This window comes from Cohaesibacter sp. CAU 1516 (assembly GCF_005771485.1).
Classification (GTDB): domain Bacteria; phylum Pseudomonadota; class Alphaproteobacteria; order Rhizobiales; family Cohaesibacteraceae; genus Cohaesibacter; species Cohaesibacter intestini.
The window spans coordinates 1-25331 of sequence record NZ_VANT01000010.1 but is presented as its reverse complement, the minus strand read 5'-3'; the positions used below and the strand labels follow the sequence as shown (position 1 = coordinate 25331).

The 25331-nt window shown below is 56.2% G+C and carries 23 protein-coding genes; 18 read left to right on the top strand and 5 right to left on the bottom strand.

Annotated features, from left to right (window positions below; genetic code table 11):
• Nucleotides 1-165 precede the first annotated feature (165 nt).
• The 7 genes from FDK21_RS18515 (at nucleotide 166) to FDK21_RS18485 (ending at nucleotide 7724) form a co-directional block, all read left to right on the top strand.
• Nucleotides 166-1365 carry a phosphoglycerate kinase gene (locus tag FDK21_RS18515; RefSeq protein ID WP_138150406.1) on the top strand — a complete coding sequence of 400 codons (1200 nt, stop codon included), beginning with the start codon at nucleotides 166-168 and terminating at the stop codon, nucleotides 1363-1365.
• 154 nt (nucleotides 1366-1519) lie between these two features.
• A complete protein-coding gene (locus FDK21_RS18510; protein ID WP_138150405.1) occupies nucleotides 1520-2158 on the top strand; it encodes a thiamine phosphate synthase in 639 nt (212 codons plus the stop codon).
• Between the two features lie 122 nt (nucleotides 2159-2280).
• Nucleotides 2281-3435, top strand: a complete 1155-nt coding sequence (locus FDK21_RS18505; protein WP_171022152.1) for a tetratricopeptide repeat protein — start codon at nucleotides 2281-2283, stop codon at nucleotides 3433-3435.
• Nucleotides 3436-3683: 248 nt separating this feature from the next.
• Nucleotides 3684-4247, top strand: coding sequence for an elongation factor P (gene efp, locus FDK21_RS18500; protein WP_114010541.1), 564 nt, complete (start codon nucleotides 3684-3686; stop codon nucleotides 4245-4247).
• A gap of 169 nt (nucleotides 4248-4416) precedes the next feature.
• The gene (locus FDK21_RS18495; protein ID WP_114010837.1) at nucleotides 4417-5220 is read left to right on the top strand and encodes an inositol monophosphatase family protein; all 804 of its coding nucleotides are present in this window, start codon (nucleotides 4417-4419) and stop codon (nucleotides 5218-5220) included.
• Nucleotides 5221-5585: 365 nt separating this feature from the next.
• Nucleotides 5586-6611 (top strand): flagellar motor protein MotA, encoded by a 1026-nt coding sequence (locus FDK21_RS18490; protein WP_114010540.1) that lies wholly within the window; start codon nucleotides 5586-5588, stop codon nucleotides 6609-6611.
• Between the two features lie 84 nt (nucleotides 6612-6695).
• On the top strand, nucleotides 6696-7724 hold the full coding sequence (locus tag FDK21_RS18485; RefSeq protein ID WP_114010539.1) for a peptidoglycan -binding protein: 1029 nt from the start codon (nucleotides 6696-6698) through the stop codon (nucleotides 7722-7724).
• A gap of 26 nt (nucleotides 7725-7750) precedes the next feature.
• On the opposite strand, the gene FDK21_RS18480 is transcribed toward FDK21_RS18485, so the two are convergent.
• The gene (locus tag FDK21_RS18480) at nucleotides 7751-9526 is read right to left on the bottom strand and encodes an ABC transporter transmembrane domain-containing protein (RefSeq protein ID WP_138150403.1); all 1776 of its coding nucleotides are present in this window, start codon (nucleotides 9524-9526) and stop codon (nucleotides 7751-7753) included.
• 247 nt (nucleotides 9527-9773) lie between these two features.
• Here FDK21_RS18480 and rpmE point away from each other — a divergent pair, with 247 nt between their 5' ends.
• Entirely contained in the window at nucleotides 9774-9998 is a 225-nt protein-coding gene (rpmE, locus tag FDK21_RS18475; protein WP_114010836.1) for a 50S ribosomal protein L31, read from the top strand.
• A gap of 294 nt (nucleotides 9999-10292) precedes the next feature.
• Here the strand turns inward: rpmE and FDK21_RS18470 are convergent, their stop codons facing one another.
• Nucleotides 10293-10841 (bottom strand): DUF1465 family protein, encoded by a 549-nt coding sequence (locus FDK21_RS18470; RefSeq protein ID WP_114010537.1) that lies wholly within the window; start codon nucleotides 10839-10841, stop codon nucleotides 10293-10295.
• An 869-nt stretch (nucleotides 10842-11710) separates the two neighbouring features.
• Between FDK21_RS18470 and FDK21_RS18465 the strand changes: the two genes are divergently transcribed.
• The 3 genes from FDK21_RS18465 (at nucleotide 11711) to FDK21_RS18455 (ending at nucleotide 15679) form a co-directional block, all read left to right on the top strand.
• Nucleotides 11711-12715 carry an NAD(P)H-quinone oxidoreductase gene (locus FDK21_RS18465; RefSeq protein WP_138150402.1) on the top strand — a complete coding sequence of 335 codons (1005 nt, stop codon included), beginning with the start codon at nucleotides 11711-11713 and terminating at the stop codon, nucleotides 12713-12715.
• A gap of 337 nt (nucleotides 12716-13052) precedes the next feature.
• Nucleotides 13053-14591 (top strand): VWA domain-containing protein, encoded by a 1539-nt coding sequence (locus FDK21_RS18460; RefSeq protein ID WP_138150401.1) that lies wholly within the window; start codon nucleotides 13053-13055, stop codon nucleotides 14589-14591.
• Nucleotides 14592-14959: 368 nt separating this feature from the next.
• The gene (locus tag FDK21_RS18455; protein WP_114010534.1) at nucleotides 14960-15679 is read left to right on the top strand and encodes a cell cycle transcriptional regulator TrcR; all 720 of its coding nucleotides are present in this window, start codon (nucleotides 14960-14962) and stop codon (nucleotides 15677-15679) included.
• Between the two features lie 108 nt (nucleotides 15680-15787).
• Here the strand turns inward: FDK21_RS18455 and FDK21_RS18450 are convergent, their stop codons facing one another.
• Nucleotides 15788-17689, bottom strand: coding sequence for a propionyl-CoA synthetase (locus FDK21_RS18450; protein WP_138150400.1), 1902 nt, complete (start codon nucleotides 17687-17689; stop codon nucleotides 15788-15790).
• Between the two features lie 292 nt (nucleotides 17690-17981).
• Between FDK21_RS18450 and FDK21_RS18445 the strand changes: the two genes are divergently transcribed.
• Entirely contained in the window at nucleotides 17982-18737 is a 756-nt protein-coding gene (locus FDK21_RS18445; protein WP_138150399.1) for a sulfite exporter TauE/SafE family protein, read from the top strand.
• A 250-nt stretch (nucleotides 18738-18987) separates the two neighbouring features.
• Nucleotides 18988-20616, top strand: a complete 1629-nt coding sequence (locus tag FDK21_RS18440; protein WP_114010531.1) for an acyl-CoA synthetase — start codon at nucleotides 18988-18990, stop codon at nucleotides 20614-20616.
• Between the two features lie 120 nt (nucleotides 20617-20736).
• On the opposite strand, the gene FDK21_RS18435 is transcribed toward FDK21_RS18440, so the two are convergent.
• Entirely contained in the window at nucleotides 20737-20907 is a 171-nt protein-coding gene (locus FDK21_RS18435; RefSeq protein WP_138150398.1) for a DUF465 domain-containing protein, read from the bottom strand.
• A gap of 215 nt (nucleotides 20908-21122) precedes the next feature.
• Between FDK21_RS18435 and FDK21_RS18430 the strand changes: the two genes are divergently transcribed.
• From FDK21_RS18430 to FDK21_RS18410, 5 genes are all read left to right on the top strand, one after another.
• On the top strand, nucleotides 21123-21329 hold the full coding sequence (locus FDK21_RS18430) for a DUF465 domain-containing protein (protein ID WP_138150397.1): 207 nt from the start codon (nucleotides 21123-21125) through the stop codon (nucleotides 21327-21329).
• 201 nt (nucleotides 21330-21530) lie between these two features.
• On the top strand, nucleotides 21531-22043 hold the full coding sequence (purE, locus tag FDK21_RS18425) for a 5-(carboxyamino)imidazole ribonucleotide mutase (protein ID WP_114010528.1): 513 nt from the start codon (nucleotides 21531-21533) through the stop codon (nucleotides 22041-22043).
• A 44-nt stretch (nucleotides 22044-22087) separates the two neighbouring features.
• Nucleotides 22088-23170 (top strand): 5-(carboxyamino)imidazole ribonucleotide synthase, encoded by a 1083-nt coding sequence (locus tag FDK21_RS18420; protein WP_138150396.1) that lies wholly within the window; start codon nucleotides 22088-22090, stop codon nucleotides 23168-23170.
• Nucleotides 23171-23326: 156 nt separating this feature from the next.
• Nucleotides 23327-23554 (top strand): 30S ribosomal protein S21, encoded by a 228-nt coding sequence (gene rpsU, locus FDK21_RS18415; protein ID WP_114010526.1) that lies wholly within the window; start codon nucleotides 23327-23329, stop codon nucleotides 23552-23554.
• A 456-nt stretch (nucleotides 23555-24010) separates the two neighbouring features.
• Nucleotides 24011-24853, top strand: a complete 843-nt coding sequence (locus FDK21_RS18410) for a tetratricopeptide repeat protein (RefSeq protein ID WP_138150395.1) — start codon at nucleotides 24011-24013, stop codon at nucleotides 24851-24853.
• Between the two features lie 87 nt (nucleotides 24854-24940).
• On the opposite strand, the gene FDK21_RS18405 is transcribed toward FDK21_RS18410, so the two are convergent.
• On the bottom strand, nucleotides 24941-25075 hold the full coding sequence (locus tag FDK21_RS18405) for an aa3-type cytochrome c oxidase subunit IV (RefSeq protein WP_114010835.1): 135 nt from the start codon (nucleotides 25073-25075) through the stop codon (nucleotides 24941-24943).
• Nucleotides 25076-25331: the final 256 nt, after the last annotated feature.

Sequence of the window (25331 nt, the reverse complement as noted above, 5' to 3'; positions counted from 1 at the left end):
GCTGATCAAGTCAGGCGGGGCCTGACCAGACATCAAGGCGCTGTTTGAGACGAAACCGGCCACGGTTTTAGGTCCGGACAGCGCCTTTTTCATTTGACGACAGGCTCCCCAATCGGAGCAAGGCGCGCGCTGAAACAGCGAGCCGACAAGAAGCAGGATTGACCCATGGCAGCAACGAAATTCAAAACCCTCGATGATGTGGAACTGCACGGCAAACGCGTCCTGGTGCGTGTTGACCTCAATGTGCCGATGAAAGACGGTAAAGTCACCGACACCACCCGCATCGACCGCATTGTTCCAACCCTGACGGAAATCTCTGAGAAAGGCGGCAAGGTCATTATCCTTGCGCATTTCGGCCGTCCAAAGGGCGAGAAAGTGCCTGAAATGTCCCTCAAGCAAGTGGTCCCTGCCGTGGCACGCGCCATGGAACGCGAAGTGGCCTTTGCTGAAGACTGCATCGGCGATGTGGCCAAGGCAGCCATCGACAATATGGACAATGGCGACATTCTGGTTCTTGAAAATACCCGCTACTATAAGGGTGAAGAGAAGAATGATCCCGAGTTTGCCGCTGCTCTGGGCGCCAATGGCGACCTGCTGGTCGCCGATGCCTTCTCGGTATCCCACCGCGCCCACGTTTCCACCGAAGGTCTCTGCCACCATATGCCAGCGGTTGCCGGCCGCACCATGCAGCAGGAACTCGAAGCCCTCGACGCCGCCCTTGGCAACCCGAACCGTCCGGTTCTGGCCGTAGTTGGTGGCGCGAAGGTTTCCACCAAAATCGACCTTTTGGAAAATCTGATCACCAAAGTGGACGGTCTCGTCATTGGTGGTGGTATGGCCAACACCTTCCTTGCCGCGCAAGGCAAGGATGTCGGCAAGTCCCTGTGCGAACATGATCTGGCTGAAACCGCCAAGCGCATCATGGCAAAAGCCGACGAAATCGGCTGTGAAATCGTCCTGCCAACCGATGCTCTGGTCGCCAAGGAATTTGCAGCCAACGACCCACACGACGTGCTCGATGTCGACAGCGTGCCTGCTGATGGCATGATGCTCGATGTGGGTCCCAAATCCGTCGAAGCCGTTGTTGCATGGATCAAGAAAGCCAACACCGTTGTCTGGAATGGCCCACTGGGTGCCTTCGAGATTGCCCCGTTTGACACCGCAACCGTTGCGGCAGCCAAGGCCGCTGCGGAAGAAACCAAGGCAGGCAAACTGACCTCGGTTGCTGGCGGTGGTGACACGGTTGCAGCCCTCAACCATGCGGGTGTCTATGACGATTTCTCCTACATCTCCACCGCAGGCGGTGCTTTCCTTGAATGGATGGAAGGCAAGGAATTGCCGGGCGTAGAAGTGCTCAAAGCCTGAGACAGGCACGAAATCATAGGATAACCGATGCGCCGACACGCCCGTTGGCGCATTTTTCGTTTTGATCGGGACGCCAAGCCTTGCATGCGCTGGCCTTTTGCGAGATATCAGTCAAACCCGCGCATCCAACCACCCCAAAACAGCAGGTCGCACCATGGAAGCCTCTCAGATTTATCTCGTCACACCCAGACATGTCGATCTGGAGACCTTCCCGGCCCAGCTCGAAGCCGCCATTGCCGGTGGTGACATTGCTGCACTGTTGATCGACTGCGATGCCCAGCATGACAGCGAGCTGCAGCAGATTGCCCAGACGGTCGTACCGATTGCCCAGAAGCATGACATCGCGGTGATGCTGCGCGGCGATTCCCGCGTTGCCGGACGGGCCAAATGCGACGGTCTGCATATCGATGGCGAACTGGCCGAGATCAAAGCGGCCGTCGAGGATTTTTCCAGCCGCTTCATGCTCGGTGCCCAAGGCAGCAACAAACGCCATACAGCCATGGAAATTGCCGAAACCGGCATCGATTACATCATGTTTGGACGCTTGGAAGCCCCGGCAACCGAGGAGATTCACGACAAGGCGCTGGAAATGGCCGACTGGTGGTCCAGCCTGTTCGAAGTGCCTGCGGTACTCATTGGCGCGGCCGACTTGCAGGAATGCGCCAAGGTGGCAGAACGTGGCATCGAGTTTGTAGCCCTGCGCGAAGCCATCTGGGACCATGAAGCCGGCCCACAGGTCGCGGTTCAGAAAGCCAACGCCATCATTGCGGCCCACACCCCACAAGAGGACTGACCATTGGCATGGGGCGCAACGGGACCGGCATTTGATGCCGGCCCACCCATCACAGAATGGCCTAACTTCTGTGAAGAATGGCTTTCCCACATTTCAGACAGCCTGAACCATTGAGGATTCGTGTGACCGTGACACTCGACCGTGCAAATGCCTACATCCGGATGCACAGTGCTTTCAAGATCCCCGTTCGTTTGCTGGCTGTCGCCCTCTGCGTCAGCAGTGCGAGCGCCCAGACACCGGAAAAGTCAATCGGCAATGCAACCACAGGCGTTGAGGAAGCTGATGCAGGAACCTTCGCAGGCAGCCGCGTTGTTGCCCCGACCAACAGCGACAATCCGTTCAACCTGCCGCAACTGAAGCTTTCCCCCGGCCTTGCCTTTTCTGCCTATCAACGGGGCTATTACCTGTCAGCCTTCGATCTGGCCACCAAACTGGCCGCAGGAGGCGAGCGCTCAGCGATGACCCTGCTCGGCGAGCTGTATCTCAATGGGCAAGGCGTCCCGCAGGATGTCAAGGAAGCGGCCAACTGGTTTCAACTGGCCGCAGACAAGGGCGACCCGGAGGCGCAATTCTCTCTTGGCTTGCTCCATGCCCGCGGGCGTGGCGTCGAGAAAAATATCGACAAGGCCGTCGAGCTTTTCACCAAGGCGGCAGAAAACGGCCAGAAAAATGCCCAGTTCAACCTCGCCTATATGGCCTTGCAAGGCCAGCAAGTGCGGCGCGATGTGACGCGCGCCCTCGATCTTTTCACCAAATCCGCCAAGCAGGGACTGGCCGACTCCCAATATGCGCTGGCGACCCTTTATCAATCAAACCTGTTTCCCACCCCCAATCTGGAACAGGCCAGCTATTGGATGCACAAGGCGGCACAAAATGGTTTCACCGATGCCCAACTTGAATATGGACTGATGCTGTTCAAGGGCCGCGGCGTGAAGAAGGATTATGGTGCAGGCCAGGCTTGGATCGAACAGGCGGCCAACGCCGGCCATGTCATCGCCCAGAACCGACTTGCGCGGATCCTCGCGCATGGTTTTGACAACCCGCCGGAACCGATCAAAGCCGCGCGCTATTATCTGCTTTCCAAACGAGCCGGGCTGAATGATGACTGGCTGGAAGACTTCTTCCAGAAGCTGCCCAATGCCGACAAGCAACAGGCCCTGAAATCCATTCAGCAAAGTGGCCTCTGGTCACCCCAGTCAGTCCCTAAGACCGCACCCCAGACAGCACCCCCGGCAGCACCTCCGGCAGCACCCCAGACAGGCAAACGGCAGCCCTGAGACTGGTTACCAGAGCCTTTCGCAAGCAAGACCAGTCCATGGACGAGACGTCAGAAAGCCGAAATCTGGCAGTTTCACGCCAAAAAATCTGCCAAAAGCCTTGCAAATCGCCCGTGAATATGGTCCTAGAAGGCACCTGTCCGCGTGCTGAGATCTTTCCGTCTTGGCCGGGCGCCTATCATCCTTTCAAATGACACAGGATCGCAGCAACCATTTGTGCCCGCATCCTGTCAGCAAGATGGCTAGTTATGAAGATCAATGGTAACGAAATCCGTCCTGGCAATGTGATCGAGCATCAGGGCACGATCTGGGTTGCAGTTAAAATCAATGCCGTGAAACCCGGCAAAGGCGGTGCCTTCGCGCAGGTTGAACTGAAAAACCTGATTGATGGCCGCAAACTCAACGAACGCTTCCGCGCCACCGAAACAATCGAGCGCGTGCGTCTTGAGCAAAAGGACTTCACGTTCCTCTATGAAGAAGGCGACAATCTGGTCTTCATGGATACCGAAAGCTACGAGCAGCTTGAACTGAACAAGGATTTCGTCGGCGAGCGCTCCGCATTCCTTCAGGACGGCATGGCAGTGGTTGTCGAGTTGCACGAAGAGCGCCCGATTGGCATTCAGTTGCCCGATCAGGTGGTTCTCGAAGTCACCGAGACCGAGCCGCATATCAAGGGCCAGACCCAGTCCTCTTCCTACAAGCCTGCGATGATGGACAATGGCGTGCGCTGCATGGTGCCTCCCTTCATCTCCATTGGCGAGAAGATTGTGGTCGACACCAACGAAATCACCTACATCAAGCGCGCCGACTGATCAGCCGCAGATCTTTTCTGGCCACAGGCATCCTGTCTGGCGGCCTGACAGCCTTTAGCGACGTGTTGGCGTTCGAAAGATCACCTGCACGTCCTTTCATTTTATCCGCACCCGACCAGACCGAGGCAAGGTCCATATCGGGATGCCAGTCACCCAGGACACACGACCCATGGCCCGCTCAGCCCTTCTCAATGTCATGACCCAGGCCGCCCTCAAGGCAGGCCGCCGCCTCGCCCGCGACTTTGGCGAACTGGAAAATCTGCAGGTCTCCCGCAAAGGACCGGGTGATTTCGTATCCAACGCAGATATGCAGGCAGAGAAGACCATTCGCATGGAACTGCAGAAAGCGCGCCCGAATTTCGGTTTCCTCATGGAAGAAGGCGGCACCATCGAGGGCGTTGACAAGAGCCACCGCTGGATCATCGATCCGCTCGATGGCACCACCAACTTCCTGCACAGCATTCCATTCTTTGCCATTTCCATTGCGCTGGAACATGAAGGGCGCATCGTTGCGGCCGTAATCTACAATCCGGCCACCGATGACCTGTTCACCGCCGAACGCGGCCGTGGCGCCTTCTACAATGACCGCCGCATGCGCGTTGCGGCCCGCGATGACATTCATGATTGCGTCATTGGCACCGGGATCCCTCATCTGGGTCGTGGCAAGCACAGAGCCTATCTGGGCAAGATGGAAACCGTGATGGGTGAAGTGTCAGGGGTCCGCAGCATGGGGTCTGCAGCCCTTCAGCTGGCCTATGTGGCTGCTGGGCGCCTTGATGGCCATTTCGAAGAATATCTCAACGCCTGGGACATTGCCGCAGGCATCCTGCTGATCCGTGAGGCAGGTGGCTTTGTCACCGACATTCACGGCGGCGATGCCATGCTGGAAAATGGCTCGGTGGTGGCTGGCAACGAATTGATCCGTCAGCGCCTGAAAAAGCTGCTCGACAAGCCCCGTCAAGACCAGGCCTGACCCCAAAGCCGGTTATGGACCTGCTGCGAACATACTGACCAGATGATCCGGGCGCGGTGCAACGAAATGCATCGCGCCCTTTCTTTTGCACGCCCGCATGGTAAATAAATCATAAAAGCCCTTCCCCTTGGCGGTGAAATTGGGCAATGTCCGTAAGGACCATGAAGGAAACGGGTCTTCATCACCATTCCGACATGGTTTCGCGGTAAGTGGTTTCGCGAAGAGTGGGTTTCGCGCCAAGCGGCATGGCGGAGCGTGACTATTTCCAGGGAGCGCCTGTTTCTGGGGAAGAGTTGAACCGTCCTAGTTGGTCGACCCATCATGACGTTGCGGGCCATTCTTTGTGCAACCAGAACAGACGGATGATGACCAGCGAAATGGATCCTTACAAGCTCGCAAGTCCACAGCGTTATTTGTGGCGCATGCTCATCTTCATCGGCGCAGCCGCCTTTGTACCCCTGATTCTCTATCGGCAGATTCTGGACGCCTTCTGGAGCAACCCGCTTCTCAACGCAATGATCTTTGTGGTGTTGGCGGTGGGGATTTTCCTAGCATTGCGACAAGTGGTCCGCCTGTTCCGCGAAGTGAAATGGGTGAATAATTTCCGCCTCGGCGATCCGGGGCTCGAGGTCTCCCGCCCACCAATCCTGCTGGCCCCGATGGCCACCCTGTTGGGCGACCGCATTGGCCGAATGGCAATCAACACCTCGACCATGCGATCCATCCTTGATTCCGTTGGCATGCGTCTGGATGAAGCCCGCGACATTTCGCGCTATCTGACCGGCCTTCTGGTGTTTCTCGGCCTGCTCGGCACCTTCTGGGGTCTGCTGCAAACCGTGAGCTCGGTCGGCGATGTCATTCGCTCTCTCTCGGTTGCCTCGTCCGATGTCGGTGTTATTTTCGAAGATCTCAAAGCAGGCCTCGAAGCCCCGTTGCAGGGCATGGGCACCGCTTTCTCCTCCTCTCTGTTCGGTCTTTCAGGCTCCCTCGTCCTCGGCTTTCTGGATCTTCAGGCCAGCCAGGCCCAGACCCGTTTCTTCACCAATCTTGAAGACTGGCTGTCCACGGTCACCGACATTCGCATCGAGGATCTGGAAAACGGCTATGCAGACGCCCTTGATAACGGCGACAACGCCCAGTTGGTGTCCGTGCTCGAGCAATTGTCCGCCAAGATGGACAAGGTTGGACGCGAAGCGAGCGCAGGGTCAGATCGAAACGCAACCAGCGCCATGGCCAATCTGGCTGAAGGCATTCAGGGTCTGGTCGGCCATTTACGGTCCGAGCAGGAACTGATGCGTGAATGGGCTGATCAGCAAGCCACCCAACAAGAAGAAATCAAGCAGCTGCTGGCCAAGCTCAACACGGTCCTGTCGACCCCGCCCAGCTCATAACACCGCGCCTGATACAGGCGAAAGGCCCAGAGCTTCGGGCCATTCAGCAACAAGCAAATGCAAGCCAAGCAATGAGGCACTGACATGGGTTTGTCCCGAAATCGCCGCACCGAAACAAGAGCCGACTATTGGCCCGGCTTCGTCGATGCCATGGCGACCCTGTTGCTGGTGCTGATCTTCCTGCTCACCGTCTTCATGGTGGCGCAATTCTTTCTCAGTCAGGAGATTTCCGGCAAGGACACGGTCTTGAACCGGCTGAACAGCCAGATTGCCGAACTGACGGAACTGCTGGCCCTTGAGCGTGCAGGCACCCGCGACCTTGAAAGCTCCTTGCTGAGCATGCAGGCCAGCCTGACCAGCGCCGAGGCCTCCCGTGACCGGTTGCTGTTGCAACTGGAAAATCAGGCTGGTGACAAAGACACGGCGGGTGGCCAGATCGCCACCCTGACCAAGGAACTGGAAGGCGAGAAAGTCATCTCCCAGCGCGCCTTGGCCCAAGTGGAACTGCTCAACCAGCAAATCTCTGCCCTGCGCCGCCAGATCGGCGCACTGGAGGACGCGTTGGAAGCCTCAGAGAAGCGTGATCGGGAAAGCCAGACCAAGATTGCCAGCCTTGGCAAGCGCCTCAATGTCGCCTTGGCCCAGCGGGTGCAGGAGCTGAACCGCTATCGCTCAGACTTCTTTGGCCGTCTGCGTGAAATCCTGTCCCAACGCTCTGACATTCGCGTTGTCGGTGACCGCTTTGTCTTCCAGTCCGAAGTGCTGTTTCCGTCCGGTGGCGAGCGGATGAAAACCGAAGGCGAGCAGGAGCTGGACCGTTTGGCAGAGGCCATATTGGAGCTGAGCGCCGACATCCCGCCGGAGATCGACTGGGTGTTGCGCATCGATGGCCATACCGACAATCGCCCCATCAACAGCGCCCGCTTCCCTTCCAACTGGGAATTGTCAGCCGCCCGTGCCATCTCGGTGGTCAAATATCTGATCACCAAGGGCGTCCCACCCAACCGCCTTGTCGCAGCAGGTTTTGGCGAGTTTCAGCCGTTGGAAGAAGGGGATGATGACGAAGCCCTGCGCAAAAACCGCCGCATCGAGCTGAAGCTGACCCAGCGCTAACGGATCACCACCGGCCGCAGACGGGACTAATCGCCCCGCCCTGAACCAAACTGCAGTTTCGCCAGACGGGCATACAGCCCGCCTTCGCGGATCAGGCTGTCGTGATCGCCCTGCTCAACCAGACGCCCATCCTCAAGCACCAAGATCCGGTCGGCTTTCTTGACCGTTGCCAGTCGATGGGCAATGACAATGGTCGTCCGGTCGACCATCATCCCATCAAGCGCCGCCTGCACATAGCGCTCGCTTTCCGCATCAAGCGCGCTGGTTGCTTCATCCAACAGCAGGATCGGCGCATCCTTCAGGATCGCCCGGGCAATGGCCAAACGCTGCCGCTGCCCGCCAGACAGGGTGACCCCGCGTTCCCCCACCAGCGTCTCATAGCCATCGGGCAGCGCGGCGATGAAGTCATCGGCGTGGGCTGCTTTGGCTGCAGCGACAATCTGATCTGGTGAGGCGTCCGAGCGGCCCATGGCGATGTTGTCGGCAATTGACATGGCGAAAATCACCGGCTCCTGCGGCACAAGAGCGATATGATTGCGCAAATCCTGCAAGGAAAGCTGGTCAATTGGCGCTGAGCCAAGCCTGATCTGTCCCTGTTCCGGATCATAGAATCGCATCAAAAGCTGGAAAATCGTGGTTTTGCCCGCCCCGGATGGCCCGACAATCGCCACGGTTTCCCCTTCGCCAATGGCGAAGGACAGATCATGCAAAACAGGGCTCTTGTCGGCCTGTGGGTAATGGAAGCCCACTTGATCGAAGCTGACAGACAGTGCGTCCTTCGCATCCAAAGCCGCCGGAATGGCGACCGACTGGATCGAAACCTCCTCATCGAGCAGTTCAAACAGCCGCTCCGCCGAGCCGGAGGCCTGTGAGATCTCACCCCACACCTCGCTCAAGCCCCCCAGACCACCGGCAGCCATGATCGAATAGATCAGGAACTGGCTCAACAGCCCGGCAGAAATCCGTCCGGCGGTCACATCCTGTGCCGCATACCACAGCACCCCGACCACCGAGGCAAAGATCACGAACATCGCAAAGGCGGTCAGGACCGCCCGCGCCCGCACAGACAGGCGCGCTGCACCAAAGGCTTTCTCGATGGCATCGCCAAAGAAGGCATTGGCCCGCTCTTCTTGTGTAAAGGCCTGCAAGATACGCATTGCACCAATGGCCTCGGTCGCAAAGGCCGAACTGTCGGCCAACCTGTCCTGTGCAAAGCGCTGCTTCTGCCGCACCCAGCGCCCCAGAAAAACAATCGGCAACACGATAAAGGGGATTGCCCCCAACACGATGAGCGACATATGCGGGCTGGTCACCACCATCATCACCGCAGCCCCGAGAAACAGCAGCATATTGCGCAAGGCCATCGAGGCGCTGGCTCCGACCGCCGACTTGATCTGCGTCGCATCCGCCGTCAGCCGCGACACGATCTCGCCGCTGCGCACCCGGTCAAAGAAGGCTGGCGACAAATGGGTCAATTTGGCAAATACATCCCGCCTGAGGTCATTGACCACCCGCTCTCCGAGAATGATGACGAAGTAATAGCGGCTCGCACTGGCCAGCGCCAACAACAGCACCGCAAGAATCAGCCAGCCGGTATAGCCATCGACGGAGGAGACATTGTCCTGCGACAATCCCTTATCCACCAGCCCGCGCACGAGAATCGGCAGCGACAATGTCGCAAGCGATGCGACCAGCAAAGCCAGAATGGCCATCAGCACCGTGCTTCGGTACCGCAAGGCATAAGGCAAGAGGCGCGTAAGCGGCTGCAAGCGGGGTTTAGACGCGACGTCTTCTCTGGCCATGACTGCTCCTGTCGGGGGAAAGGCTGTGGGCAACGGGTTGGAAAGAAAAAATTGCCCTGAAAGGTGTCTTTTTCTCTCTCTAGATAAGCAACAGGCTTGTATATCGCAACACACTACGCTATACGGTGCTTCAAAATATCATGACGGCTGTGTGGCCTCGCCTGCCCGCAGCCTAATTTATTGGATCTGGCAGATCGGCAAGCCTCAGAGCGGGCGCCATCGCGGTCCCTGGCTAAGGACGCTGAAAATGAAAAAAGACATTCATCCAGAATACCATATGATCAAGGTTGTCATGACCGATGGCACCGAGTTCGAAACCCGCTCCACCTACGGCTCCGAAGGTGCTGTGATCAATCTCGACATTGATCCGTCTACGCATCCGGCATGGACCGGTGGCAACACCCAGCTGCTGACCAAAGGCGGCCGCGTGTCTCGCTTCAAAGACAAATTCTCCGGCTTCCTGGGCTCGTAAGACCCGGTCGTCACGGACGATTTTCAAACCCGGTGCCTGGCGCCGGGTTTTTTTATTGCCCGGACGCCAGCGACCGACGTCGTCCACTTTGGCCATCTGTTCCAATCTGGATCACTTTCCTCCCAACCATCACACCGGGCCATTCCGATTGTGAGACAGTGACGAACCAGAGAGTCTGGCCACAGATCAGACCAGAAACCGAGCAAGAAACCCCGCGCAAGAAAAAAGCGAGGCCCGACATTCGGGACACTCGCTTTGGATGGTCGAACGACTGGAGCGGTCTGGCAGTGGCGATCAGTCCGCCATGGACCGGGCCGCAAAGGCATTGGCAATCATGCCAATCTGGTCACCGACCGGATTGCTCTGTTCGGAATCCACTTCCGGCTCGACTGCCTTCTTGGAATAGATCAGATCATCGAGATGACGGATGCGCTTTTGCAGATGCAGGGAGCGTTCGATCAAATCACGCAAACGCGACGGTAATTCGTCCCAGCCCGGACCGTCTTTGGCAGAAGTCAGCCCGTGCAGACGCACTTTATTCTTTTCCTGACCGGCCTGTTCGGCGCTCATTTCGCCTTCATTCACAGCACGCTGGAGCAACAGCCAAGAGGCCATCTGCATCAGGCGGGTGGTCAGGCGCATGGATTCGGTCGCATAGGCAAGCGATGCAACGCGGGGCAGGCTTTTCGCCTCGGCGCGGCCTTCACCATCGAGATAGTCGGCGGCCTCTTCGACAAGGGCCATGCCATCCCGGAACAAGGTTTTGAAGCTATCGGAATCCGCCAGTTTGGCCCCGAAAGAGACCGGGCTTGTGTTTTTTTGTTGCCTACGCTTGTCGCTCATGTGACCTCCAAATGTCTGGCCTTGCCTAGCATGATCGCTGTGTCATATTCAAACAGGCAATGCAGCAGAATGTGATTTGCGTAAATACAAAGCACAAACCGTGCCAAACCCGCTTTTGTCCTTGACAGAAACCAGGGCATCGCGATGGGAAACCGGTGCATGTCGGGAGCCGCCGTCAGTCTAGCAGAAACGATGAGCGCGGCCTAACTTTTCCTGCCCGACCCTGCCCCTCACCCCCGTGATTGCAAAACCGTATCCCCATAAGGGGCAAAAATTGGGCAACAAAGTGGCTATCGGACCTGCCCGTTGGCACATCCCACAACTTCACCAACACAGTTTCAGTCCAGACAAAGGCACCTGATTGCCGAGCAGCGACGAATCAGCCCCATCCCCGCGCCAGACCGATGCGAGAGGGAAACAGGCCAGTTGAGACCACCAAGACAAAAAAAAGAGCCGCATAGCGGCTCTCAGGAGTTAACAGGGAGGCGTCAAACAGAGTGACAGGAGCCACTCGTCATCCATATAGTATGGACACCCTTTATTAACTCAAAAATAGATTAACAACGCGTTAATATGCAGCAAAATGCGAATAAATTCGACACATGACGCAAAGGAACTCATTTGATTACTTCAGTACAAAAGCAATGAACCCAAGACTTCACGACATCGTATCTTAAAAATTGCTCAAAAGAACGAAAACAACCAGACGGAAGCCCAAGCAAAACAGCACACCCCATTCAAATCCCGCCTTTCTCACCCAGACCTGCTCGCTCTTTTTGTGTTTTTGCACCCAATAGGTCATTGATCGGATTTCCCCTGATCGGTCAATTGCGTTAGAACCAGTTCAGACATGACAAGAGAGGTGACCCATGCCACACCCATCCGAGATGAATGCCATCTATGCGCCAGAGCCCGGTGGCCCTGACAATCTGCAAATGGTTCAACGCCCCGTCCCAACCCCGAAGGATGATCAGGTTCTGATCAAGGTGAAAGCCGCAGGCGTCAACCGCCCCGACTGCATCCAGCGCGCCGGCAATTACCCGCCGCCCAAAGGGGCGTCCGACATTCTCGGGCTGGAAGTTTCCGGCGACATTGTTGCCGTTGGCAAGGATGTCTCTGAATGGTCCGTTGGCGACAAGGTAACAGCACTGGTCTCCGGTGGTGGCTATGCGGACTATTGCCTCGCCCATCAAGGCAGCGTCTTCCCTGTGCCTGAAGGCTGGAGCTATCTTGAGGCAGCCGCCCTGCCGGAAACCTTTATCACGGTCTGGCACAATGTGTTCCAGCGTGGCGACCTACAGCCTGGCGAAAGCCTTCTGGTGCATGGCGGGTCATCAGGCATCGGCATCACCGCCATCCAGCTTGCCAAGGCTTTCGGTGCCAAGGTGGCCGTGACTGCCGGCAACAAGGAAAAATGCGACGCCTGTCTGGAGCAGGGAGCTGACTTCGCCATCAATTACCGTGATCAGGACTTTGTCAAAGAGATCAAGGACTGGACCGAGAAGAAAGGCGTCAATGTCATCCTCGACATGGTGGGCGGTGACTATATCTCGAAAAACTATGTCATTGCTGCAGAAGATGGACGCATCGTTTCCATCGCCTTCCTGCAAGGGGGCATCGCCGAGGCCGACTTCCGTCGCCTGATGATGAAGCGCCTGACCCATACCGGCTCCACTCTGCGCGCCCGCTCCGACGCCATTAAGGCTGCCATCGTCAGTGAGTTGAAAGCCAAGGTCTGGCCTTTGCTGGCAAGCGGCGACATCAAGCCTGTCATCTACAAGACCTTCCCGATGAAGGAAGCCGCAGCCGCCCATCACCTGATGGAAAGCTCCGCCCATATCGGCAAAATCATGCTCGATCTGTCCGGCGAATAGACCCGGCTGATCCTTAACAGCCAGAAACAAATGCGCCCGCCGCGCCCCGATTTTTCAGGTTCATCCGCGGCGGGATTGCAAATAGACGACTATTCGTCCTTTCCCTTAAATCTCTGTTCACCTCAATGACAGGAAGCGGCCTATTCTGCGACCACAAGTGGCTTTGTGAAAGGAATTGGTAACGCTGCCGCGGTTCAATTGGCCAAAGACGACCAATGTCCGGACCACCTGATGCAGGGGCCCGGCGCTTGGCCGTTGTCGCGCCTTTGTGCCCGCTCCTCTAGCGCCGCACATCAGACGCCACGCATTGCTGCTTGAACAGGGGACTGCCAGAACCATGCTTGCTTCATCTTTGCTGCGCTTAGCCAGAAACAAAGCCAGACGCCTTCAGCGCTCTGCACCGTTTCAAACCGGCCGCTCTTTCGCCAAAGACGAAAGCGGTGCCATTGCCATTATTTTTGCCCTGACGCTCATCCCGATCCTGTTGCTGATCGGTGTGGCGATTGACTATTCCCGGATCGCTCTGGATCGATCCGAAGTTCAGACGGCCCTCGATGCGGCGACGCTGGCGGCGGTGAAAAAAGTCGGGATCCTGAATGATTCCGAAATCCGCAGCATGATCGGCGCCTATGTTGCCGCCAACACACCAAACAGCATCAAGACCAACATTGATGTCGTCGAGATCAAGCGCAACCCCAATGCCTTGCGCGTTCAGGCAAGCGGCGAGACCAAAACCACCTTCATGCTGCTTGCGGACGTGGAAAAAGCCGATTTCAAGGCTGACAGCAGCGCTGTGGCCTCGGACAAGAGCATCGAAGTGTCCCTCGTGCTTGATAATTCGGGCTCGATGGGTGGTTCGCGCCTGTGGGCACTCAAGAATGCGGCCAAGGAATTGGTCACGATCCTTGAGGAAAATCAGCAGAATAGCGAAGATCTGAGCATTGGCATCGTGCCGTTCAACCATCTCGTGCGACTGGATTCCAACGACACCAGCCGCAGCTGGCTGGACAAGGACGCCTCGGCGTCGATCCATCGCAACAACTTGCCGCCAAAATCGAAACGCTTTGATCTGTTTAGCATCCTCAAAGACCCATACACCTACAAAGCGGAAGAATGGGAAGGCTGTGTTGAAGCGCGCAAGCATCCGCAGGACATCAAGGACACCGCAGCCTCAAGCGGCAATCCGGAAACCTTTTTCCAGCCCTTCTTCTATCCAGACACCCGCGAGCCGAACAACCGTTATGACAACAGCTATAACGACTATCTGCCAAAGAATGACTATCCAAGCGGCATGACATGGACCGAGAAGAAAAAATATGGCTGGTATTACAAGCAAAAATTCTCCAAGGGCCGTGGCCCCAACTATAGCTGCTATGTCCAGCGCATTCTGCCGTTGACAACCAACATGAACACCGTGCGCTCTCACATCAATTCCCTGAGCGCCAACGGCAACACCAACATCCATCTGGGCACCATCTGGGGTCTGCGCCTTCTGTCCCAGCAAGCGCCTTACACTCAGGGCAAAAGCTATGACGATGACGAGAATGTCAAATTCATGATCGTCATGTCGGACGGGGCCAACACCTACGGTGGCTATCAGGCCTATGGCTGGGCAGCAGATGGGCGTATTTCCGGCTCGGGCAGCACCACCAGCGAGATGAACAAACGGACGCTGGAAGCCTGCACCGCAGCCAAGGACAAAGAGGTCATTGTCTATACCATTGCCTATGGCAATATCGGCTCGTCCACAACCAAGATGCTGCGCGACTGCGCCACCTTGCCGGAAAATGCCTTCACGCCACAAAGCACCTCCGATATGATCAACGTCTTCAAGGAGATCGCAGCGGCTCTGAACGTCATCCGTCTGACCGACTGATTGGACCCCTGCACCGAAACACATAAATTTCGGTCACGATTTCAAAAAGATAACAAAAAATGGCCGGAGTGGGACTGCCCCACATCCGGCCGTTGTCATATCTGATCCATCCACCGTTCATCTGCCGTGCCTGCCCCCCAACACAATCGGCTTCAACGCCGCCGCATATCGGTGCTATAATGGCGCTTACAGGGAGAGAATCGGGACGATTTCCGAAGAAAAACCAGCGCAAAAGCCTGCTCTGGACCTTTTCTTGTTTGCGCCGGGAGGACAATCCAAGTATAGTCGCGCCATTCCCTGTCAATTTCAAAGAATCTTGAGAGGCTGATCTGAAGAGAATTCAGGTCCAGCAACAATGAGGATGTACCATGTCGAATGCACCACTGATGCCGAAAGCAACCGCAGTTTGGCTGGTCGATAACACAGCCCTGTCTTTCGATCAGATCGCTGCTTTCTGCAAGCTGCACCCGCTGGAAGTCAAAGCGATTGCCGATGGCGAAGCCGCACAGGGCATCAAGGGTATGGATCCGGTAATTTCCGGCCAGCTGACCCGTGAAGAAATCGAGCGCGCCCAGAACAACCCGACCTACCGGATCAAACTGGCCGCGCCAAAAGTTGTCGTGCCAGAACCAAAGCGCCGTGGCCCACGCTATACACCAGTCTCCAAGCGTCAGGACCGTCCGAACGCCATTCTCTGGCTCGTGCGCAACCATCCTGAGCTCAAGGACGCCCAGATCGTTCGTCTCGTTGGCACCACCAAGCCAACCATTGAGGCGATCCGCAGCCGTACCCACTGGAACAGCGCCCAGCTGACTCCGATGGATCCGGTCACTTTGGGCATCTGCAAACAGCTCGACCTTGATATGGAAGTGCGCAAGTCCGCCGCTGATGCGCCAGCCCGTCCGGAAAGCCTTGAAGAGCAGACCCTGTTGTCCACCGAGGAAACGGTCAATCCAGCCGATCCATTCGGCAACTTCAAGGCAACAGAAAGCAAGCCCGAAGAGGAAGACAAGATCCCGGATGCTGCTTCCGTCTTTGCCAATTTCCAGCCGTCCGAGAAGAAGGACGACGAAGACGACGATTACTAGGATATGGCCTGCCCGAGGCAAGCGCCATGCGCCGGGGCAACCATCATCAAGATATAAAAAAGGCCGGACATCAGTCCGGCCTTTTTGGTTTCACCTCTCACACAGAGGTTAAATGCCATGCTCACGCAACGCCGCCTCGATCTCGTTCAGAATGGCGGGATCGTCAATGGTCGCAGGCATTTTATATTCTTCATGATCCGCAATGGCGCGCATGGTGCCACGCAGGATCTTGCCCGAACGGGTCTTGGGCAAACGATCAACGGTGACAGCGATCTTGAAGGCAGCAACCGGGCCGATTTTCTCGCGCACCAGCCCGATCAGCTCTTTCTCGATGTCCATCGGTGCGCGATCAACACCTGACTTCAACACCACGAAGCCTGCAGGCAACTGGCCTTTCAGCTTGTCGGCAATGCCAATCACCGCACATTCGGCGACATCCGGATGGGCTGCCAACACTTCTTCCATTGCCCCGGTCGACAGACGGTGACCGGCCACGTTGATAATGTCATCGGTGCGCGACATGATATAGAGATAGCCATTGTCGTCCATATAGCCCGCATCCCCGGTCTGATAGTAGCCCGGAAATTCATCGAGGTAGCTGGACTGGAACCGCGTGTCATTCTGCCACAACCCCGGCAGGTTGCCCGGCGGCATCGGTAGCTTGATGACGATGTTGCCCATCTCGTTGGCCGCAACCGGATGGCCGTCAGCCCCGACAATCTGCACATCATAGCCCGGCATGGAAACCGTCGGAGATCCATGCACCACCGGCAGCAGCTCAATGCCAACCGGATTGGCGGCAATCGCCCAACCGGTTTCGGTCTGCCACCAATGGTCGATCACCGGCACCTTGAGCATATCCTCGGCCCACTGCACCGTATCTGGATCGGCACGCTCCCCGGCAAGGAACAAGGTGCGGAGCTTGGAAAGATCATATTTCTTGATGAAGTCGCCCTTCGGATCTTCCTTCTTGATCGCCCGAAAAGCCGTCGGCGCAGTGAAGAGAGCCACCACATCATGCTCTTCAATCACCCGCCAGAAGGTGCCTGCATCAGGGGTGCCAACCGGCTTGCCTTCGAACAGCAAAGTGGTCGCACCATAAACCAGCGGCCCATAGACAATGTAGGAATGGCCCACGACCCAGCCCACATCCGACGCGGCCCAATAAACCTCACCCGGCTTAATGCCATAGAGATTTTCCATGCTCCAGGCCAAGGCCACCATATGACCGCCATTGTCGCGTACGACGCCTTTCGGCTGGCCGGTGGTGCCGGAGGTATAGAGAATATAAAGCGGATCGGTCGCTGCCACCGGCATGCAGGACACTTCTGTCCCGGCTGCAATCGCAGCTGCCACGGCACTGGCATAATCCACATCGCGCCCGTCAATCAGATCACAAACCAACTGTTCACGCTGGAAGACAATGACGCTATCAGGCTTATGTTCGGCCAGTTCAATCGCTTCATCAAGCAGAGGCTTATAGGCGATGGTCCGGTTCGGCTCAATGCCGCAAGAGGCTGAAATGATTGCCGTGGGCTTGGCGTCATTCAGGCGGGTTGCCAGCTCATTAGCGGCAAAGCCGCCAAACACCACCGAATGAATAGCCCCGATGCGGGCGCAGGCCAGCATGGCAAACGCGGCTTGCGGGATCATTGGCATATAGATGATGACCCGGTCGCCTTTGGCAACGCCGCGATCCTTCAGCACGGCGGCCAGCGCCTGCACCTGATCTTTGACCTCGGCGAAGCTGTAGCTTGCCTTGGTGCCGGTGATTGGGCTGTCATAGATGATCGCAGTGTCCGCCCCGCGCCCGGCTTCCACATGACGATCCACCGCATTGTAGCAGGTGTTGCATTCCGCTCCGGCAAACCAGCGTCCATATACACCACTGTCGGGATCAAAGATCTTTTCCGCTGGCTTGAACCAGTCGATCTTCTCCGCAGCCTTGGCCCAGAACCCTTCCGGGTCCTGCTTCCACCCTTTATACACGTCGCTATATTTCACGCTCATCAAAGCCTCCCAGCGATTGAACCTTTGGCGCTATGAATAACGTCCGCCTTTGCGACGGTCTATCGGGCAAAAGTAGGGATAGCGTCTGTTTTTCTTGACCTTTTCGGGCGATTTCTTGAAATTTTCGCTGTATTCCGAAGAAAAAAGGGTCCATAAGACCAGAAAATTTAGACTAAAGCTTTAGCGCAAATCCACCTGCCTGCCGATGCATGCCTCCCTCACGCCCTGCACTTTCCGTCATCTTGTTCTTTTCGAATAAGTACAACCACTTATACACCAAAGAAACCAAGCAATGATTGCCGATCCAACCTTCTATTATCTCGCCGTGCCAGCCATTCTCATCACCGGCATCGCCAAGGGGGGCTTTTGCAGCCCACTTGGCATGCTCAGCGTGCCGATCGCCGCTCTGGTGATTGATCCGGTGACGGCAGCGGCGATCATGCTGCCGATTCTGGTCAGCATGGATCTGATCGGATTGGTGGTTTATCGTGGCAAGGCCAACCGGCATATCCTGACTCATATGCTGCCCTTTGCCATTTGCGGTGTCGGGCTTGGCTGGCTGCTGGCGGACAAAATGAATGAAGAGGTGATCCGCCTTGCACTGGGGCTTGTCGCTCTTGGCTTTGTGCTGAACTATTTCTTTTTGGCGCGCCGACCGAAAGACGGCAAACCGGGCGGCACTGTGTCCGCTGCCATTTGGGGCACGCTGACGGGCTTTACCAGTTTCATTGCCCATGCGGGCAATCCGCCCTATCAGATCTATGCCTTGCCGATGCGTCTGCCGCCGATCCAGTTCGCCGCGACCATGGTCTATTTTTTCGCCATCACCAATCTGGTCAAACTGATCCCCTATTTCGCCCTTGGTCAGTTCAGCCGCGAAAATCTCACGACCACACTCACCTTGCTGCCACTGGCTCCTATCGGGGTGGGAATCGGCGTCCTGCTGGTCCGCGCCCTCGATCAGAATCTCTTCTACAAGCTGGCCTATGGCGCGATGCTGCTTGTCTCGATCAAGCTTTGCTATGATGGGGTCCTGTCCCTGTTCTAGGCGCCGGACGCCCTTGTGCCAAAGCCCCGATTCCATCAACAGGCCCGCTTTCAAGTCGAATTTCCAATTGAATAAAACCGTATCCTTCGCTTTGATAAAGGAAAGCACGTAACATGCGAGGACAGGAGTCGACCCCTGTTCGACTGAAGCGACAATGGGAGGGCCAAGTCCACCACCCGTTCGGCGTTCAGTCACAAACATAGCAGCTCACATTGGCCTGCATATCAGGACGACAAACAGGGAGGCGATCATGACCAACAATCCATTCTCGCAGCATCTGGACAAGATGCCTGCCAATTATGTGCCGCTCTCCCCGATCACCTTCCTCGAACGCGCCGCAACCACCCACCCCGATCATACGGCCTGGGTCTATGGCAGCGACCGCACAAATTATGCCGATTTTTATCGCCGCTGCCGCCAGCTCGGTTCGGCCTTGATGCACCGTGGTCTGCGCGCTGGTGATGTTGTTTCAATCATGCTGCCCAACGTCCCCTCAATGCTCGAGCTGCATTATGCGGTGCCGATGTTTGGCGGTGTCATTCACACCATCAACACCCGTCTTGATGCAGCCATCATCGCCTTCCAGCTCGAACATGCCCAGAGCAAGGTGGTGGTGATCGACACCGAATTTGCCGATGTAATGAAGGAAGCGATTGAACTGGCAGGTGTTGACCCGATCATCGTTCAATATGAAGATCCACAGCATCCCCAGCAGGGCCTCTATCTGGGCGAGTTGGAATATGAAAATCTGATCACCGAAGGCAATCCCAATTTCAAATGGCCCGGTGTTCAGGATGAATGGGACGCGATTGCACTGAATTACACCTCTGGCACCACCGGTGACCCCAAGGGCGTGGTCTATCACCATCGCGGCGCCTATCTGATGGGCTATGCCAACATCATCTCCGCCGGTCTCGCCAAACATCCGGTCTATCTCTGGACCCTGCCGATGTTCCACTGCAACGGCTGGTGCTTCCCATGGTCCATTTCAGTGGTTGCAGGCACCCATATTTGCCTCCGCTCGGTGCGCGCCAAACCGATCTATGATGCCATCGCCGAGGAAGGCGTCACCCATCTGTGTGGTGCGCCGATCGTCATGTCGACTTTGTTGAACGCTCCGGCCCATGAAAAGCGCGACCTGCCGCACAAGGTGGACTTCATCACAGCCGCTGCGCCACCGCCGGAGTCCGTGCTGGCGGGCATGGCCGAGGCTGGCTTTGCGGTCACCCATGTCTACGGCCTGACCGAAACCTACGGCCCTTCGGTGGTCAATGAATGGAAGCCGGAGTGGGACGATATGAACCCGGCAGATCAGGCCAGAAAGAAAGCCCGACAGGGGGTGCGCTATCCGGCCCTAGAAGGCCTTGCGGTCCTCAATCCCAACACGATGGAGCCTGTCCCCTCGGACGGCGAAACCATCGGTGAGGTGATGTTCCGCGGCAACATCGTCATGAAGGGCTATTTCAAGAATGAGGGTGCCACCAATCAGGCTTTCTATGATGACTGGTTCCATTCCGGCGATCTCGCAGTGATGCACCCGGACGGCTATATCCAGCTGCGCGACCGCTCCAAAGACATCATCATTTCCGGTGGCGAAAATATTTCATCCATCGAGGTGGAAGATGCCCTCTATAAACATCCCGCAGTGGAAGCCGCCGCAGTCGTGGCTCGTCCCGATGACAAATGGGGCGAAACGCCGTGCGCCTTTGTCGAGCTGAGCGAAGGGCATGAGGCGAGCGAGGGCGAGTTGATCGAGTGGTGTCGGGAACATCTGGCCCACTTCAAAGCGCCGAAAACCATCATTTTCGAGGAACTGCCGCGCACCTCAACCGGTAAAATCCAGAAATTCCGCCTGCGCAGCAAGGCCAAACATCTATGATGCGGTATGGCATGGCCCACATCTGTGGGCTTTGCCCCGAAATCAGCCAGCAAGGAAATCAGGCAACAAAAAAGCCGCGGGCACTTTCCGCGGCTTCAACATTCAAACTGAGCGACAGGGTCAGCTAGCAGCTTTCAACTGTTCGATTTCATCGCGCATTTGCAGCTTTTTGCGCTTCATATCGGCGAGGTCTAGGTCGTCAGTGGAAGGATGGGTAAATGCTTGTTCAATTTCCTTATCCAGTTCGTCATGCTTGCGTTGCAGCTCCTGGATACGTGCATCTAACGACATATAAGTCCTCCATAGGTTCGATTGAGACATGGTAATTGTGACATAGATGTTACAGCCTGTCGACTGAAATCGGGTCTGAATAGGCTGTCTTTTTGCATCTTTTGAAGGGCTTGCAATTGGACAGTTAAAACACTCTGAACAGAATCAAGGCCTTGCAAAAAAGGTCCCGATAATGTATTGAATTTACAACCATTTATTAGATCGGCCCAACTATTATGACCCCTGAAAAAGAACAAGAAATTCGCACCACGCTCGCGCTGCTGAAAACAGAACATTCCGATCTAGATCTTGCCATTCAGGCATTGGAGGAGCGCCCCGGCGGCAACGCCCTGCCCATCCAGCGCATGAAAAAGAAAAAGCTGTCTTTGAAGGACGACATCCAGCGCCTTGAGAATATGCTGTTTCCCGATATTATCGCCTGATCCGGACACAACCATGTCCAGAACGATGCCCAGAGCCCTACCCAGAACCATACCCTGTGACGCCATTTCGGCAGCAATGCCAGCCTGATCGCGCACAACTTGCAGCTTGTCCCACACGCCAAGTTGGCTATACTCCGCGCTTTCTAAGGCCCACAGAAGTCGGGCAGACACATTATTGAGGTCTGCAAGAAGGATCTGACCATGTCGAACGCCGGAACCAACGCCGCATCCCCTGTCGCCATCATCATGGGCAGTCAATCCGATTGGCCCACTATGCGCAACGCCGCTGAGATTCTCGACGCCCTCGGTGTGGGCTATGAGGCCAAGATCATTTCGGCCCACCGCACGCCCGACCGCATGGCCGACTTTGCCAAGTCAGCCAAGAAAGACGGCTTCAAGGTCATCATCGCAGGGGCTGGTGGCGCAGCCCATTTGCCCGGCATGACGGCGTCCATGACGCCCCTGCCAGTCCTTGGCGTACCGGTCCAGTCTCGCGCTTTGAGCGGACAGGATTCCCTGCTCTCCATCGTTCAGATGCCAGCGGGCATTCCGGTTGGTACGCTGGCCATTGGCCGGGCGGGCGCAGTCAATGCGGGCCTGATGGCCGCCGCCATTCTGGCGACCACCGACGATGCACTGGCCGAGCGCCTTGACGCCTGGCGTCAGGCCCAGTCCGACGCCATCGCACTGGAACCTGTCGACGAAGACGCATGAGATTCAAACCAAACCGAAACGGCAATAAACAATAAGAGGCACATATGCTGCAACCGGGTGATACAATCGGCATTCTGGGGGGCGGTCAGCTTGGCCGCATGATGGCGCTTGCCGCCAGCAAAATTGGCCTCAAGACCCACATCTATTGCCCGGACCCCAACAGCCCGGCCTTTGACGTGACTGCCTTTCACACCTGTGCCGATTATGAGAACGAAGCCGCCCTTGAGGCCTTCGCCAAGTCGGTCAAACGGGTGACCTACGAATTCGAAAACATCCCGGCACCGACCGTCGAGTTCCTCAAGTCCCGCCTCCCCGTCCTGCCCGGCGACAATGTGCTGCGCACCTCTCAAGACCGTTTGATTGAGAAAACCTTCTTTAATGACATAGGCATTCCGACCGCCGGTTACCACGATGTGGCCAGCCAGCAGGATCTGGAAGCGGGCGTAAAGGCCCTTGGCCTGCCAGCACTCTTGAAAACCCGCCGCTTCGGCTATGATGGCAAGGGACAGGTTTTCCTCAAGAGCGAAGAGGATGTCAGAACGGCTCTTGATATTATCGGCAACCAACCGGCGATTCTTGAAGCCTTCGTGCCATTCGAGCGGGAAATCTCGGTTATTGCCGCCCGCAATGAGCAGGGCCAGATTGTCTCCTACGATATTGCCGAGAATGTCCATCAGAATCAGATCCTCCACACCACCACGGTGCCAGCTGCCATCAGCGATTCTATCGCAGCTGAGGCCAGAGCCATTGGTGAGAAGGTTGCCGACAAGCTGAATTATGTTGGCGTGCTAGCGGTGGAGCTGTTTTTGCTGCCTGAAGGGCATGACCAGCGGCTCGTCGCCAATGAAATGGCACCACGGGTTCACAATTCCGGCCACTGGACCGAAAGTGCCTGTCTTGTTTCGCAGTTTGAACAGCATATCCGCGCCGTTGCGGGCTGGCCTCTTGGCACCACCAAACGCCACAGCAACTGCGTCATGACCAATCTGATTGGTGACGATATCCATGCACAACAAAGCCATCTTTCCGAACCTTCGACCGCCTTCCATTCCTACGGCAAATCGGAGACCCGGGATGGCCGCAAGATGGGTCATATCAACGTGATTTCCCCGATTGATGCCGCTTGAAAGGCAACTTTTTAGCAGTTTTTCGTCAAAACCGACCCCTTGGATATAGACAAGCCACTGCCGGTCTGATAGAACGCCCCAAAGTTTCGGTCGCTGCCAAGGCGGTGGCCGATTTTTTTTCGAAAATCCAGACATCACGAACTTAAGGATTGACGCGTGCAGGTACTCGTCCGCGATAACAATGTTGATCAAGCCTTGAAGGCGCTGAAAAAGAAACTCCAGCGCGAAGGCGTGTTCCGTGAAATGAAAATGCGGAACTTCTATGAAAAACCTTCTGAGAAGAAGGCCAGAGAAAAGGCTGAAGCCATTCGTCGTGCCCGTAAGCTGGCTCGCAAGCGTCTTCAGCGCGAAGGTCTGATTCCTTCCAAAGGCCGTGGTCGCTAAGGATCGTGTCGCCTCAGGCCGCCTTTAAATGCGGCCCGTAACAGGCTGACCCTCCGATAGCTAGACCATACCACTTTGCGCCCTTCACAGCACGACTCCGTCCCGCTTCGGGATGATGCATTGCTTTGAGCGATGCATGTCGGCTCGGGCGCAGAGACAGCCTTTCTCCAAGGCTAGACAATGTGACTCTGTGTCAAAGTTCGCTGATGTTGGTCAGGTCCCGAATCCGGGGCCTGATAACATTTGCGTTCACTTATGTCTTGACACATCCGTGCAAATGGCCGCATTGAAAGCGAAGCCGTTTGACATAGGAATGGATATGCACGCATTTATGCGTCGCACCATGCCACACATATCCGGCTGACAAATTTTGGCCAGTTTATTCTGTCAAAAGGTGAAATTCACAGTCAAAAGCGCCCGAATGGCGCGCCGGAACGTCCGACGGGGTTTGTCAATATGGTTCGCATCTGCCACTTCAAGCAGCTTTTCCTGATCGCAGGTCTTTCATTGGGTTTGGCAGCATGCCAGACCACCGGCTTGGAGACGGGTCAGGATTTTGACCGCAATGCAGGGGCAGCCGACAACATCGCCTCCCTCAATCAGGTGATTGCCGAAAATCCGTCCGACGCCAATGCCTACAATATTCGCGGCACCGCCTATGGACGCTCGCGTCAGTTTGATTTGGCCTTGCAGGATTACAGTCGTGCCATTTCGCTCAATCCCAACTTCCATCAGGCCTATGCCAACCGTGCGCTGGTCTACAAGAAGATGGGCGATCTATCCTCTGCACTGGCCGACTATAACCGCGCCATCGCACTGGTCCCGACCTATGACGTGGCCCTCATTGGGCGCGGTGATATCTATCGCCAGAATGGCGACGCCAACCGCTCGATTTCCGATTACAATCAGGCAATCGCTGCCCAGACCCGTGACCCGCGTGCCTATTATCATCGCGGCCTGATCTTCCAGCAGCAGCGCAACCATTCCCAGGCCATCGAAGACTTTACCTTTGCCCTCAGCCTGGATGCCTCCAACCCGGAAGCCTTCAACTCCCGTGGCATTTCCTATCTGGTGCAAAATGACATCAAGGGCGCGTTGGGGGATTTCTCGAATGCCGTGAAGATCGACCGGAACAATTATCGCGCCTGGACCAATCAGGGCATCGCGCTGGAAAAGGTCGGCAACTATTCCAAAGCGTTTGATTCCTATTCCCGTGCCCGGATCATCAATCCCAATTACAGCCCGGCAACCAACGGCATGAATCGCACCCGCAAGCTACGGTCCCAAAGCAAAGCTTGATCACGCGGACAGGAAACAGAACAGAGACAAAAAAAGCGCGCCTTTCGGGCGCGCTTTTTGTTTTGGCTTGACTGAAAACCTGCTGGCTTACAGCAGGAAAATGGCCATAAAAGCGACCACCAGAAGACAGCCAATGGTGCCATACTGGAAAAGGGCAATGAACAGATCATAGGTCTTTTCATGCTCTTCATAATCCATAACCGGATTGAGTTCTTTGCTCATGGGTCCCTCCTCATACCGCCCGGGGCGGCTAAGCATTTTCTCTGCGACAACATAGCGCAGCAGAAAAGGAATGGCAATCCGTCCTCCCGCCATCCCCGCCAGAAGTCGAAAGGCTCATGCCTCAGCGCCAAAGCTAGTCATGTGAATCGAAAGTCCTTGTCATAATTGTCGCTGGGTCTTTTGGCAGAAGCGTTTTACGGATTCGAGAATTTCGCTTGCTGATTTGACCCATTTGTATGGCTTGGGATTTTGGTTG

Excerpts from the sequence above, each read along its gene's own strand:
- FDK21_RS18460 (WP_138150401.1), top strand. The coding sequence starts at position 13,053 with ATGCTTGCTTCATCTTTGCTGCGCTTAGCCAGAAACAAAGCCAGACGC.
- rpmE (WP_114010836.1), top strand. The coding sequence starts at position 9,774 with ATGAAAAAAGACATTCATCCAGAATACCATATGATCAAGGTTGTCATG.
- FDK21_RS18470 (WP_114010537.1), bottom strand. The coding sequence starts at position 10,841 with ATGAGCGACAAGCGTAGGCAACAAAAAAACACAAGCCCGGTCTCTTTC.
- FDK21_RS18480 (WP_138150403.1), bottom strand. The coding sequence starts at position 9,526 with ATGGCCAGAGAAGACGTCGCGTCTAAACCCCGCTTGCAGCCGCTTACG.
- FDK21_RS18465 (WP_138150402.1), top strand. The coding sequence starts at position 11,711 with ATGCCACACCCATCCGAGATGAATGCCATCTATGCGCCAGAGCCCGGT.
- FDK21_RS18490 (WP_114010540.1), top strand. The coding sequence starts at position 5,586 with ATGACCAGCGAAATGGATCCTTACAAGCTCGCAAGTCCACAGCGTTAT.
- FDK21_RS18450 (WP_138150400.1), bottom strand. The coding sequence starts at position 17,689 with ATGAGCGTGAAATATAGCGACGTGTATAAAGGGTGGAAGCAGGACCCG.
- FDK21_RS18455 (WP_114010534.1), top strand. The coding sequence starts at position 14,960 with ATGTCGAATGCACCACTGATGCCGAAAGCAACCGCAGTTTGGCTGGTC.
- FDK21_RS18405 (WP_114010835.1), bottom strand. The coding sequence starts at position 25,075 with ATGAGCAAAGAACTCAATCCGGTTATGGATTATGAAGAGCATGAAAAG.
- efp (WP_114010541.1), top strand. The coding sequence starts at position 3,684 with ATGAAGATCAATGGTAACGAAATCCGTCCTGGCAATGTGATCGAGCAT.
- FDK21_RS18435 (WP_138150398.1), bottom strand. The coding sequence starts at position 20,907 with ATGTCGTTAGATGCACGTATCCAGGAGCTGCAACGCAAGCATGACGAA.
- FDK21_RS18440 (WP_114010531.1), top strand. The coding sequence starts at position 18,988 with ATGACCAACAATCCATTCTCGCAGCATCTGGACAAGATGCCTGCCAAT.
- FDK21_RS18510 (WP_138150405.1), top strand. The coding sequence starts at position 1,520 with ATGGAAGCCTCTCAGATTTATCTCGTCACACCCAGACATGTCGATCTG.
- FDK21_RS18485 (WP_114010539.1), top strand. The coding sequence starts at position 6,696 with ATGGGTTTGTCCCGAAATCGCCGCACCGAAACAAGAGCCGACTATTGG.
- FDK21_RS18495 (WP_114010837.1), top strand. The coding sequence starts at position 4,417 with ATGGCCCGCTCAGCCCTTCTCAATGTCATGACCCAGGCCGCCCTCAAG.
- FDK21_RS18515 (WP_138150406.1), top strand. The coding sequence starts at position 166 with ATGGCAGCAACGAAATTCAAAACCCTCGATGATGTGGAACTGCACGGC.
- FDK21_RS18410 (WP_138150395.1), top strand. The coding sequence starts at position 24,011 with ATGGTTCGCATCTGCCACTTCAAGCAGCTTTTCCTGATCGCAGGTCTT.
- FDK21_RS18420 (WP_138150396.1), top strand. The coding sequence starts at position 22,088 with ATGCTGCAACCGGGTGATACAATCGGCATTCTGGGGGGCGGTCAGCTT.
- FDK21_RS18430 (WP_138150397.1), top strand. The coding sequence starts at position 21,123 with ATGACCCCTGAAAAAGAACAAGAAATTCGCACCACGCTCGCGCTGCTG.
- FDK21_RS18445 (WP_138150399.1), top strand. The coding sequence starts at position 17,982 with ATGATTGCCGATCCAACCTTCTATTATCTCGCCGTGCCAGCCATTCTC.
- purE (WP_114010528.1), top strand. The coding sequence starts at position 21,531 with ATGTCGAACGCCGGAACCAACGCCGCATCCCCTGTCGCCATCATCATG.